At 58.5% G+C, this 11,595-nt stretch carries 12 protein-coding genes; 3 read left to right on the top strand and 9 right to left on the bottom strand.

What is annotated here, in order from left to right; genetic code table 11:
• Window positions 1-35 precede the first annotated feature (35 nt).
• On the top strand, window positions 36-1,559 hold the full coding sequence (locus Pan181_RS11605) for a sulfatase (protein WP_145246983.1): 1,524 nt from the start codon (window positions 36-38) through the stop codon (window positions 1,557-1,559).
• Window positions 1,560-1,632: 73 nt separating this feature from the next.
• Here Pan181_RS11605 and Pan181_RS11600 read toward each other — a convergent pair whose 3' ends face one another.
• From Pan181_RS11600 to Pan181_RS11560, 9 genes are all read right to left on the bottom strand, one after another.
• Window positions 1,633-2,508 carry a DUF1559 family PulG-like putative transporter gene (locus tag Pan181_RS11600; RefSeq protein ID WP_231943817.1) on the bottom strand — a complete coding sequence of 292 codons (876 nt, stop codon included), beginning with the start codon at window positions 2,506-2,508 and terminating at the stop codon, window positions 1,633-1,635.
• 8 nt (window positions 2,509-2,516) lie between these two features.
• Complete coding sequence (locus tag Pan181_RS11595; protein ID WP_145246981.1) at window positions 2,517-2,969, bottom strand: hypothetical protein; 453 nt, start codon at window positions 2,967-2,969, stop codon at window positions 2,517-2,519.
• Window positions 2,966-3,601, bottom strand: a complete 636-nt coding sequence (locus Pan181_RS11590; RefSeq protein ID WP_145246979.1) for a PulJ/GspJ family protein — start codon at window positions 3,599-3,601, stop codon at window positions 2,966-2,968. Before Pan181_RS11590 ends, Pan181_RS11595 begins: the two co-directional genes overlap by 4 nt.
• Window positions 3,598-4,080, bottom strand: a complete 483-nt coding sequence (locus Pan181_RS11585) for a hypothetical protein (protein ID WP_145246978.1) — start codon at window positions 4,078-4,080, stop codon at window positions 3,598-3,600. The genes Pan181_RS11590 and Pan181_RS11585 overlap by 4 nt, the downstream gene beginning before the upstream one ends.
• Window position 4,081: 1 nt before the next feature.
• Window positions 4,082-5,152: a type II secretion system F family protein gene (locus tag Pan181_RS11580; RefSeq protein ID WP_145246976.1), complete on the bottom strand. Its 1,071-nt coding sequence runs from the start codon at window positions 5,150-5,152 to the stop codon at window positions 4,082-4,084.
• Window positions 5,152-6,348: a type II secretion system F family protein gene (locus tag Pan181_RS11575; protein WP_145246974.1), complete on the bottom strand. Its 1,197-nt coding sequence runs from the start codon at window positions 6,346-6,348 to the stop codon at window positions 5,152-5,154. Before Pan181_RS11575 ends, Pan181_RS11580 begins: the two co-directional genes overlap by 1 nt.
• A gap of 18 nt (window positions 6,349-6,366) precedes the next feature.
• Window positions 6,367-7,347 carry a type II secretion system F family protein gene (locus tag Pan181_RS11570; protein WP_145246972.1) on the bottom strand — a complete coding sequence of 327 codons (981 nt, stop codon included), beginning with the start codon at window positions 7,345-7,347 and terminating at the stop codon, window positions 6,367-6,369.
• Window positions 7,348-7,522: 175 nt separating this feature from the next.
• Window positions 7,523-7,921, bottom strand: a complete 399-nt coding sequence (locus Pan181_RS11565; protein ID WP_145246970.1) for a hypothetical protein — start codon at window positions 7,919-7,921, stop codon at window positions 7,523-7,525.
• Window positions 7,914-8,450, bottom strand: coding sequence for an RNA polymerase sigma factor (locus Pan181_RS11560; RefSeq protein WP_231943816.1), 537 nt, complete (start codon window positions 8,448-8,450; stop codon window positions 7,914-7,916). The genes Pan181_RS11565 and Pan181_RS11560 overlap by 8 nt, the downstream gene beginning before the upstream one ends.
• Window positions 8,451-8,925: 475 nt before the next feature.
• Here Pan181_RS11560 and Pan181_RS11555 point away from each other — a divergent pair, with 475 nt between their 5' ends.
• Together Pan181_RS11555 and Pan181_RS11550 are read left to right on the top strand one after the other, a co-directional pair.
• Window positions 8,926-10,194: a hypothetical protein gene (locus tag Pan181_RS11555; protein WP_231943857.1), complete on the top strand. Its 1,269-nt coding sequence runs from the start codon at window positions 8,926-8,928 to the stop codon at window positions 10,192-10,194.
• 143 nt (window positions 10,195-10,337) lie between these two features.
• The gene (locus tag Pan181_RS11550; RefSeq protein WP_145246964.1) at window positions 10,338-11,231 is read left to right on the top strand and encodes an exostosin family protein; all 894 of its coding nucleotides are present in this window, start codon (window positions 10,338-10,340) and stop codon (window positions 11,229-11,231) included.
• The last annotated feature ends 364 nt before the right edge of the window (window positions 11,232-11,595 follow it).

Here is an 11,595-nt window from a genome sequence, read left to right as displayed (position 1 = left end):
TGCAAATCGCACTCGAATAAAGAAGACGGAAGACGATGAGTTGCTACCGAGTACTAAGTTGCGTTGCGTTAGGCCTGATGCTTAGCGCGTGTTTACCCGCCAAGGCCGATCCCCCCAACGTATTGTTGATTTTGGTCGACGATCTAAAGCCGTCGTTCGGAGCCTACGGTGCCGATTGGGTCCATTCGCCGAATCTCGATCGGCTGGCCGATCGAGGGATGCGGTTCAACTTTGCCTACTGCAACCAGGCGGTCTGCGCCCCATCGCGAAACAACCTGATGACTGGCTCGCGATCCACCTCGCTCGGGGTGTACGGCCTGTCGATGAACTTCCGTCGCGCGGTGCCCGATGCGGTGACGATGCCGCAGTTCTTCCGTAAGCATGGGTACACGGCCGAGGGCGTTGGCAAGGTGTTTCACATCGGCCATGGCAACACCGACGATACCGCGTCGTGGAGTACTCCTTTCTTTCCCGAGAAAGTGATCGACTACGCGCTTCCCGAGAGTAACGAGGGGAAGCTTACCCGCGAAGAAGCCTACTTCAGCAATCAGGAACTCGGTCGCATTCACGAACTGCCTCGCGGGGCTGCTTGGGAACGGGCCGACGTGCCCGACGATGCTTACTCCGACGGGCGGATTGCTAACGAGGGAATCCGTCGGTTGCAGCAAGCCAAGGAATCGGACCAACCCTTCTTTCTGGCCTTGGGATTTGTGAAGCCTCACTTGCCGTTCTGTGCGCCGGAGAAATACTGGGCGCTATACGACGATGTTGATTTGCCGATCGCGACCGTGCGAGACTACCCGGTGGGGGCCCCCTCATACGCGCCGAAGGACAAGCATGGCGAGCTCAATCAGTACAAGCCGATTCCCCAGGACCCACCGCTCGACCCGGCGGTGGAGCGAAATCTTGTGCAAGGCTACTATTCGGCCTTGAGCTACATGGACGCCCAGGTGGGCCGCGTGATTGACGAGGTCGATCGGCTTGGGCTGGCTGAGAACACGATCATTGTGTTGTGGGGCGACCATGGCTACCACCTTGGCGATCACGGCATGTGGACCAAGCATACGAACTACGAGCAAGCCAATCGTATTCCGATCATCTTTGCCGGACCTGGGGTCGCCAGGCCAGGGAGCGAGTCCGACGCTCTGGTCGAGACAGTCGATATCTATCCCACGCTGGCCGCTTTGGCTGGATTACCGACACCGGAAGGACCTCAGCCGATCGATGGGGAGAGCCTGGCGGGCATCCTGCAAGGTAGCGAGCAAGCGGTACGCGACCACGCCTATCACGCGTTCCCACGCGGTGGTGGTCGCATCGGTCAGGCGGTTCGCACGCATCGCTACCGCCTCGTAGAGTGGAAACAATTTCGTGGTAACGATCCGCCGGAATACGAGCTGTACGATTACGAGACCGATCCCCTGGAGACTCGCAATCTGGCCGACGATAAGCCTGAGATCGTCGCCGAGCTAAAGAAAATGCTCGATACGCATCCCGAAGCAGTCCCAGCTGGGGGACTCAAGAACTACCTGAAGTCTCAGGCCGCAAAGAAGTCGCCTTAATCAGAACGTCTCAGCATCAACAACAGCAGGAGCCTCACGAAGTCGATCGCTTCGTGAGGCTCGCTGTGTTCTGTTATTGGATTTTCATCAGTTCGCCATCGTCACGATGACCATACTGGTGCAGCAGTTCCTTCTCGATGTCTTCGGAAATGAAGCAGACCGAGCCATCGGCAAAGGCCACGTTGATGCCGCCGGGATGATAGCTTCCAAAGCCGCCGTTCTCGAGCGGCTGTAGTACCTTCTTTTCCTTGCGAGTGCCATCTGGCAAGAAGCGGTCGAGATGGGCGTTGATCACTGAGGTGTTGCGCAGCGTAGCTCGCGTGCCCGACGCCCAACCAAGACCCTCTGACTCGTTGAACGCCTCGGCTAGCAGGATGGTGTGCGAACTGCCATCGTAGATGTCGGCGAAGCGTACCCGGCTGTTCAGGAACAACAGCCCGTGATTGTCGACATCGATGGGGGCTTCTACATCATGGTAACAGCCCGCGTAGCTCGATTGCGTGACCGTTTGATCTTCGTTGTAGACCTCCAGTGGTGAGCTGGGGCACACGATGGCTTCGATCTGGCACGCACGGGCTTCGGCATTCTCTAGTGCGTAGGCCCCCAGCGACTTATCGAACCGCCGTGAGAGAGTGTTTGCCTCAATGTAAGGCAGGATCTGCACAATCCAGCTCGTGTGGTTACCTTGAGGTTGATTGATGATCGGCCCATCGGGATTGATCGTACCTGGAGGCAACGTTTCGAAGGTGAACTCGTAGTTATGAACGGCCAGGTTTAATTGCGTGAGATTGTTCACACAATTGGTGCGTCTGGCTGCTTCGCGGGCCGCTTGTACAGCGGGCAACAACAGGGCGACGAGAATACCGATGATCGCAATGACCACCAGCAGCTCAACAAGCGTGAAGCCGGCACCATAGCGACGAGATAGAGGGCGTGAAAGGGTCATCATGGGCTCCATTAACGCGAAGGCGTCGACTGGGGAAGGGAGATGGTGAGGGAACGTTGTACGAAGTGAGGCGATTCGAGTGGGTACTTGGCGGTAATTGTCAGGTGGCCTTTTGTCGGTGGATCGGCCGTTTGTGGATCGGCTGCGACTCGTGCGATGACCACCTCGCCAGTTTGAGTTTCGGTCGGCTCAGGTACTTCGATGCGAAGTGTTTCGCCATCGTAGGTCTCCTGCAGCGTCCACTGCTGTTGGGCCCGCTCGGCCCCCGCTTGCAGCAAAAGCATTGCCTGCCGTGCATGGCGTTCGGTACGAAGCTGGCGTCGACTAGTGAGTGCCGCCTGCAACATGGCCGTGACCAGCATGCTGATCAACAACAGGCAAGTAAGGGCAACCACCAACGCAGTTCCGCGCCGTTGCCGATGCACGCTGGCAGGCAATGCACGGTGGAGTAAAACAAGATTCATGGCGATTCCTCCTGCGGTGGTTCATTCTCCGCGGTTGGGGCATCGTCTGCCGGGGGGGCGGCCGCTGCGTCGTCGTCAGTGGAGTCATCCCATGTCAATCGGCCCACGACTTGCTCGACACGCAGTTCGAATGGCACTCGCCAGGCGGGAGGAGGCGCCCGGCGGTCCGACGAACTTGCTTCGGCTGCGCTGATGGCCTCGACGACTAGACGATCGGGTTCCGACAGCAACTGCACTCGCCAGCGGGTACCCTGCGGCAACCGATAGTTTTCGTGCGAGTATTTGTCATCGCTAACCGAGGTCATTCGCAGCACCCCCTCGGGGCTAAAGTGGTAGTCGATGTTAGGGTCGCCATTCTGCATGCCATAGAGGGTCACACCAATTGGTCCATCGTCTTCGGCTTGTTCGGTGAGTCCCACGTGACTGGCGAGCAGCAGATCGCTCCGCAATTGCCGCGACAGTCGCAAGCCGGTGCGTTCTGCTTGCAGGAACCTGGACGACTGGCTGTGGATATGCATCATGCGACTCAGAAAGGTAACCGCCAAAGTGAGGACAACTATCGAGATCGACATGACCACTAGCAGCTCGATCAAGCTGTGCCCAGTGCGGCGAGTGTGTCCAAGCAGGTTCATGGTGCACCTCCTGGGCTGGTGGTCTCCACGTCAGACGCAGTGGTTTCCGCGGGCAGATGCCAGCCGCTCAGCACCACGCACTTTGGCTGCTGCTCTGCAGGGCCCCACTCCACCCGCAGGGTCACCCGCGTGCCGAGCGATTGAGGTTCGGCGGTGCCGGTGATCGCGACGTGGTCGAGATGCGTTGCCAAAGAATCGGAAGGTTCAATTTTCGGTAGCTGCTCCGTGAGTTGTTGCTCGGAGAGCATGGTCAGCCGATCGAGCACGTTGGCAGCTTCGTCGAGCGCCAGGCGGTAGTCGCGGTGATCGTCCATCACGTCGCGGGCTTTCACCACTAGCTGCGTCCCGACCGTCATGGCGGTAGTGAGCAGCGACAGCGCGACGATCAGCTCGAGCGTACTCAGGCCCAGCCGCGCAGTGCGGCCATGACGCTCGCCCGAGAGGCTCGTTGGTCGGCGGATGGAGGGGAGGAATGACATGTTACGAAAGTGTCTCCAACAACGACGAAAGGGTCAGGAATATACCCAATGCATGCAGCAGCACGAACGCTCCCAGTGCGAACACCACGAGCAGTACGCCAGCGGCAACCAGGCGTTCGAGTTTCTGGCGGGCGAAATGTTTGCGTATGTCGGCGATTTGCCGAAGCACCCAGTTGCGATTGCCAAGGTTGTCGGCCGTTTCGAGCGCACGCGCTTCGGTCGCATTCAAGAGCTGGCAGTTAAGCAGCGACGGCCACAAATCGGCTCCCTGTTCCATCTCGTTGCGAACGTACAGTAACTTGTGACGCAGGTACGGATCGTAATGGTAGCGGGCGAGGGTCGATATCACGCCTGGCAGCGGGCGACCTGCTTCGGAAGCGACACTCAGCTCGTCGAGCGTCGCCGCGGTGCGCCACTGCCGGAGAAGTCGAAAGAAACTACCGCCGAGCTTATGTCGCAACGCCCTTCGCCGGCGATCGGATACCATCACCCAAATAGCAGGAATGAGCACTAGCAGGATCAGCCACCACAAGTTCACAACCGTATCTGCCGAGAAGGCTAAGAAGTCGGTGGCGGAAGGATGCTTCTGGTTGAACTCGTCGAAAATCTGCATCAGCACCGGAATAATCGAGCTGTGCATGAACACCGCCACTGGCACGGCCAGGAGCAGCATCACGCCGAGGTAAAAGATGATGCGGCCGATACCCACCTTCGCGCGGGGCGTCATGAACGGTTCGGCCTCGAGTCGCTCGCGGACCGCCGCCGATACCGCGCCCGACTGGTAGCCGAATCGCACCGCCAGCACGTCTTCGTCGTCCAGTAGGTCGACTACCTGCTCCAGCGCATCGGGCAGCGACGCTCCTTCGTCGAGCACCTTCGCGAGCCGATGCAAGCGAAGCTTGTGCCGACCTCGTTCGTCGAGCGCGAGCGCTTGCACGAGCGGAGCCAGCGGCAATCTTTGCTCCGTTGCGGTCGCAATCAGTCGCAGCAGCGTCCGATGTTGGGCGCGGCTCACGAACTGCGGCCAGAGCGTGTGCTTGATTCGTTCGATGGTGGGGAAATAGGAAGGCATCAGCCGGAGAGTCCTTCTATCAGTCGTACCAATGGCAAAAATAGGGCGAGTACCGTGAAGCCTACGGTCGCTCCGACCACGAGAATCGCAAGCGGACCGAACACAATTCCCTTGGTCCAGTACAGCCGGTCGGCCGTCTGGTCGGCGTACGAGCGACTCAGTTCGCGAAGCAACTGAATGCGGCTGCGCGGTTTCATGTCGGACGATACCGCGTGAGTGAGCGAGTGAGTCAGCGTATTGCCGACCGCGCGGGGGATCATGTAATCGCCAAGGGCGATTTGATGGGCGAGTAGCGAGGCGGTTTGCGAGATGGCCGCGTGTCGAATCGTACCAGCAGCTTGGCGGACCGCCTCGGCCAGCGGCAAACCGGCTTCGTGCAGGTCGGCGACATGCCTGGCCAACTGTCCGGTAACCGTGAGCTGAGTTCCTCGGCCGAGGAGTCGCGCACTAAACCATTCGCGAAGTGAGTGCGGCAACGTGCGGGCGGCGAAGAAACCGAGCACCACAAGCATCGCCAGCACCAACACGATGAGCAACAACCAGCCGTTGCGAATCGATTCAGCGACTGTGATCACCAGCAGCGTGGGGCCCGGCAGCGATAGGCCAAATTCTTGGAAAATGGCTTGGAACGTCGGAATTACGATGAAGCTCATCGCGACAATCAGTGCCATCGCGAGCAACAGCAGGAAGATCGGGTAAGCCAGGAACAACCACCGCCGCTGGCGTACCTGATGTCGTTCTTCGGTCCGGCGAAAGTACTCCGCGAGTACCAGTTCGCCGTCGTCGTGCACCGCGGCCGCGCTAAGCAAAGGGGCCCAGACGTTTGCCAGAGAATCGAACGAGGCAATCGCCCGCGTGAGTTCGTTGTGCGAGAGCAGGTGAATCACTTGCTCCAGCTCTTGCCGCGACTTGCCTACGGGTAGTTCACTGCAGTACGCGGTGAACGCGGGAATCAGGAGTTCGCTATGCGTAAACAGCTTCTCAAACGCGGTGTCGAGTGGCGGCGTGCGGTCGAGGGAGGCCTCGTCGCCTGTCAGCATCGCTGACGGAAGCTTTGCGTCGGCCTGCTCGATCGACAGCAGGGTGTAGCCTTCTGATTCCAAAGCCTCGACCGCCTCGCGGACCGTCTCAGCGGCAATTTCGCCGCTGAAGGTCTGCTGGTTGGTGTCGTACGCGGTGTAACGGAACTGAGGCATGGAATTGCAGCGTGGGGGTTAGGGAGTAAACGGGCGGGTGGTCGAGCTTTCGGCAAACGCGGTTAACAGCTCGACCATCGGCACGAACAACGCGAGGCCGTACAGCAGGGCAGCACCACCGCCGATGAGCACGAACGGAATCAGGATCGCCCGCCTCGAGATCTGGAACGCCTTGATCGTGCCGAGACAGTCGTACGCCTCGGCGATGCCATGCAGTAGTTCGCCGCGGACCGTCGAACTGCTCGCCAGGCTGGTTGTCCACCGCACAAGCGGCGGCATTTGCTTCGAGCTTCCCTCGTCAGGCGGATGATTCGCATCGCTGCAAGCCGCTTTGGCAATCGGTTCTCGCTGTTCCGCTGCGCACTGGCTCGTCTCCAGGTCGCCCAGCACATTGGCCAACTTTGCCTGTCGCTGCCATTTGAACTGCCGGCCACTGGCCTGCGAGGTCCAACCTTTCCAACGACACCATCCAGCAATCGCCACCAACACGATCGGCGGTATCCACGCCCACGCGGCGAGGTGCTCGCTCAGCCAGGTCATCCATCGCACCGCCATGCTCGGCGGCAGTCGCAGGTCGACAAACGTTGCCTGCAGCGAGGGAGCCAGGTACAAGCTGAATCCCACCAGACCAAGGTAAGCCAGCACGCAGATCAGCAGCGGATAAGCGAGCCCCGACCACACCGAGTGCCAAGCCTGTTCGCTTGCTTCGACGAGGGTTCGCGAGCGGTCGAGCGCCTTGTTCCAGTCGTTAGTCGCCAGGGCGTACCGCATGGTACTCGCGTACTGCTGGTACTTGCCTTGCTGCAGCTGGCCCAGTGCGTCGTCGAGCGAGCACCCTTGGCTCAGCTTGCGGGCGAGCAGGGCGTTGATTTCTTGTAGTTCGAGCGAGACCTGTCGCGCCGAGTTGCCGAGTCCCAGATCGAACCGCACGCCCAGTTCGGCCATCGAGGCGATCTGATCGTTCACGGAAAGCAGTTCTTCGAATTCGCTGTTAGGCATGAGAATCTATCGGCAACAAAAACTAGGAACAACCGCACCAGTCAGGTGCGTCTTCTGTTATTCCTGATGCACTGCGGCGGTGAATTTGCCTAGAAAAGATCCGCGTTTTTGGTACTCGTCACAGAGTCGACCCAGAAAGAGCCCGCACGACCCGCAGCACCGCTTATCGGCACCGCTAGTCGATGTCGTTCGGCGGAGCGGTGGCCTTTTGATTGAGCGATTTGGCCTGCTGCTCGCGAACGTCGGTGAAGATCTCGACCAGCCGCCAGCCAAGGTCGTTGTTGCGATAGTTCGTGGTGCCATTGCCCGAAGTCAGCACCTCGTCCATCGACGTGGGACCGCGCAACGCAAAGTTCGGTTGCCACCAAGGTAGCGAGAGACCAACCAGAAATACCGCCGCGGCAAACATCATGCTGTGCATCACCCGCGACCGGTCCCGGCGATCCCCTTTGGCGTCGCGGACCGCTTCGATCACTTGCGGGCGGAGGCCTTCGGAAGGCTGCACGTAGTCGCCAGCCGAGCGAATAAGCGATTCGAGCGAGGGGTCGCCTTCGTAAGCGTTGTGCTTAGTCATGCAGTACCTCCTCGCGCCGGCCGGCGAGTTTGGCCGATAGTTTGTTGAGGGCGTACTTGTAGCGACTGGCCGCGGTGTTGGGAGAGATCTCGAGAATCTCGCCGATCTCCTGGAAGGTCATCTCTTCCCAGATCTTCAGCACGACGACCTCCGCCTGTTCGGCCGGCAACGTTCGCAGTGCCGACCAGACCGCGCGGTTGGTCTCCTGCAGTTCGATTTCGTCGACTCGGCGGCGGATCACCAGATCGGCCAGCGAACCGAGCCCCCGCAGTCGCTTGCGTTTCCGCAGCACGGTCAACGCTTCGTGACGCACCATTTGCAGCAGGTAGGCCCACGCGCAGCGGGCAGAGTGCAACTGGTGAGGTCGCGTAGCGATGCGGACCATCACCGCCTGCACCGCGTCTTCGGCATCGCATTGATTGCGGGTGATGGCCACGGCCAGGCGAACAAGCCTTTGCGAGGTCAAATCAAACAACGCCCCCACCACGTCGACCCCGGCATCGCCGAGTTGGTCGGTCAGGTACTTCACACGGTGGACATAGGCGGAATTTGTGCTCACGCCCCCCATGATGCGCCGGCGACGCCAATTTGTGCAACCAAGTTTCCAAATCGGCGAAAAAATTCCCCGAGGCACCCAGCGGCCCGCCGAGGCCGAGGTCAGTCATGCCTGCCCCATTCGACGTAACCTGTTATGGAGAAGTAACTTGCAGTGTTTCGCGGGTAAGGTGAACAGGGCAGGGGGGAACCAACCGTCGCGGAGTGATGATGGTTACGTCTTGGCGATTGTGGTTTCGTCGGGCTGCGGCCGACATGAATGCTCGAAAGGAGATGCCCCGCGAATGCTTCACACGTTCCTCCTCTGGAAGAGTAATCGCTCTAGGCACCATCCGTGGGGCGAGTCGATTGTGGTTGCGGTAGGGAGGGAATCTAGCTAATTTTCGCCGAGCGATCCCCGTTGTTTTCAACCCCCTCAGGCGTGTCATTTGTGAGGAGCGTGTCTGTTGATGAGCCCCCACTCGCGTTCCAAAACTCACCATCTGTTAGCCAAGGCGATCTGCGCGGTCGCTCTCGTGATTGCCTGTAGCAGCAACACCTCGCTGGCCGCCACGTTTCTTCCCCTTGGCGATCTGCCTCAAGGGGAGTTTGGTAGCATTGCCTATGGCATTTCGCCCGATGGCAACATCGTTGCAGGCGGAGGAACCGCTTTGCCCTATCAATATCGGTCCTACGAGGCCGTGTTGTGGGATAGCACCGCGAAAGTCCATGCCCTCCGTGACAGCCTGGAAGACGATGGATTCGAACGCCGGGCAATTGCCGTCAATAACACTGGGGATGTGGCCGTTGTTAGCGCCTATGGCCTTGAAGATCATGAGTGGGATGCTTACTACTGGTCGGCGTCCTATGGTTTTACTTCCCTTGGCCACTTATTAGATCACCCAAGCACTATAGTTAGTGGAGCCAGTGACGATCTAGGCGTGATTACAGGCATCTGTAGCTATGGAAGTAGCCCATCCATAGCTTTTCGTTGGTCTGCCGCAACTGGCATCGAACCTCTTTATGGCGATTTAGGGGCCAACCCAGGCAACCCTACGGGCTGTAATGGGCGTGGAATTTCAGCAGACGGAAAAGTGATTGTTGGCATAGCTGGTTCTGGGGATTCGATGGAAGCCTTCCGCTGGACTGCTGAGAGCGGTATGGTCGGACTAGGAGACTTACCAGGTGGAGATTTCACCAGTGGAGCAATTTCGGCTTCTGCCGACGGTTCGGTAATCGTCGGATTTGGAACTGCCGAAGAATCATACAGCGTATCGCGCGCCTTCTATTGGAGCGAAGTAACCGGCATGTTCTCCCTGGGGACTCTCGATCCAGACGACTATGCAAGTACTGCTGAATTGGTGTCTGCGGATGGTCGGTTGGTCTTTGGTGTATCTCGCCAGCTTGATGACTTTCAGCCCCCACGCATCGAGAAATCTTTTGTGTGGGACGAAGCGCATGGCATGCGCTCGTTCAACAGGGTGCTAGAAACCGAGTTTGGTCTCGCCAGCGATCTAGCCGGTTGGGGCGACCTATTCGTCCTTGATATCTCGTCCGACAGCCTGACACTCGTGGGCCATGGCATCAACCCCGATGGCAATCGAGAAGCCTGGAAACTTACCCTCGACCATCCCATCGGTATCCCAGAACCGGCGTCGATCGTGCTGGTGATCGCGGGCGTTTTGGCCGCTGCGTGGCGGGCTCGTGGGCCAAATCGAGCGGCGTGTGAAGGTCGATGATCGAGCCACCAATTTTTTCACACAGGTACTCACATTCGCTCGCAACCGGTGTTATTGTATGACCATTCCAGCTTGTTGGACGTGGGGGGGCTCACGTCGGCTATCTCTAAACGCCAGGCGCCGGCAAGAACGGACAACTTAACGTGGATATACCTCAAGACCCGAGCTCTATCAAGCTAGCTATCTATTGGCCGTTCGCGTTAATCCAGCAGATTCGTCTCGTGCACGCGCTGGTCGAATCGGATTACCCAATTATCATCCCCGAAAGCGATTTACATAAGTTCACGGAACTGGAGAAAGTGTTCGGGATTCGCCTGAACGACCGCGCAGTCGGCTCCGTCGATTGCGATATTACGAAGTTTCTCAAGTTTGCTCATCGAGTGCCTACCACCTCCGTCGGCAGCATCGATCGCCCCCTCATCTTTCCCCGGGCGATCATGGCCAAGTGCAAGCGACTCTGGGCAGCCGACAGAAGTGTGCAGGTTGGCTTTGCCGGGCTGATCACTCCTGCAAGAGAACAGCTTATTGCGAAGTGGGTGGCAGCGAATACCGACGATCGTTCCGTCAAGCAGGAGGCACTCTTTTCTGCTGTCGGACGATTCATGTACAAGGTGATGAGAAAGCTGAACCTGCCCTTCGAGTATCGCCGGCAGTTCGGGCCGCTGGTATTGATGCAGTCGAATCGAGGGAGAAGGTTCCCGGGCAAGTCGTGGGATCACGATTATTTCAAGGCTCTTGGGGAATCGCAATTCACGCTCTGCCCGTCGGGCGAGAGTGTGTGGTCGTACCGGTTCTTCGAAGCGGCTCTCTGTGGTTCGATTCCGATCGTGGAAGAGAGTTGTGAGGCTTATGAGGGCTTCCGGTATTTCACTTTTGAAGACGATTTTTCCTCCCTCGAATGGAGCGAAGAGGTCGCCATGCACAATTACGACTTGTGCAGCGAACGCTTGTCTATCAACAAAGAGATGCTCAACCAAGAGCTGAGTGAGCTTGTTGAAAAATCGTTGCAGTCTGCTACCGCCGAAAAAGTCGCTTAGGCTTGAAGTTATCACCAGTAGTGCTTCATGTTGCCTGCTGCGCTAGCGGTACGATGGGGGGGCAACACCGCTGAAATCTCTGTGGTGGACGACGCCTGCCCCTGGGGGGCGTCGCCTATCTGAGGGCTTTTTTTTCCACGAGCAATTCTTGTTGTTTTTTGGTGGATATTGGCCACCTGTGGTGTTCTAATGAATAGGTGTGTGTTGTCCGTTGTTAGTTGTCAGTGGTTCGTTGTTGGAGGGTGGAATGGTTTAGCAGTTATTGAATTCACTTGATTGCCAATTTCGACGCGCAGGCGAAGGGTTGCTTGCGGGGGCGTTCGCTGCTGCGCGCGTGGGAAATGCGGGTGATGGGGCTGCGTCG

Source organism: Aeoliella mucimassa, assembly GCF_007748035.1.
Classification (GTDB): domain Bacteria; phylum Planctomycetota; class Planctomycetia; order Pirellulales; family Lacipirellulaceae; genus Aeoliella; species Aeoliella mucimassa.
This window is presented reverse-complemented; position numbering and strand designations above follow the sequence as displayed.

Excerpts from the sequence above, each read along its gene's own strand:
- Pan181_RS11580 (WP_145246976.1), bottom strand. The coding sequence starts at position 5,152 with ATGCCTTCCTATTTCCCCACCATCGAACGAATCAAGCACACGCTCTGG.
- Pan181_RS11595 (WP_145246981.1), bottom strand. The coding sequence starts at position 2,969 with ATGAATCTTGTTTTACTCCACCGTGCATTGCCTGCCAGCGTGCATCGG.
- Pan181_RS11570 (WP_145246972.1), bottom strand. The coding sequence starts at position 7,347 with ATGCCTAACAGCGAATTCGAAGAACTGCTTTCCGTGAACGATCAGATC.
- Pan181_RS11555 (WP_231943857.1), top strand. The coding sequence starts at position 8,926 with ATGAGCCCCCACTCGCGTTCCAAAACTCACCATCTGTTAGCCAAGGCG.
- Pan181_RS11565 (WP_145246970.1), bottom strand. The coding sequence starts at position 7,921 with ATGACTAAGCACAACGCTTACGAAGGCGACCCCTCGCTCGAATCGCTT.
- Pan181_RS11605 (WP_145246983.1), top strand. The coding sequence starts at position 36 with ATGAGTTGCTACCGAGTACTAAGTTGCGTTGCGTTAGGCCTGATGCTT.
- Pan181_RS11575 (WP_145246974.1), bottom strand. The coding sequence starts at position 6,348 with ATGCCTCAGTTCCGTTACACCGCGTACGACACCAACCAGCAGACCTTC.
- Pan181_RS11585 (WP_145246978.1), bottom strand. The coding sequence starts at position 4,080 with ATGTCATTCCTCCCCTCCATCCGCCGACCAACGAGCCTCTCGGGCGAG.
- Pan181_RS11590 (WP_145246979.1), bottom strand. The coding sequence starts at position 3,601 with ATGAACCTGCTTGGACACACTCGCCGCACTGGGCACAGCTTGATCGAG.
- Pan181_RS11600 (WP_231943817.1), bottom strand. The coding sequence starts at position 2,508 with ATGATGACCCTTTCACGCCCTCTATCTCGTCGCTATGGTGCCGGCTTC.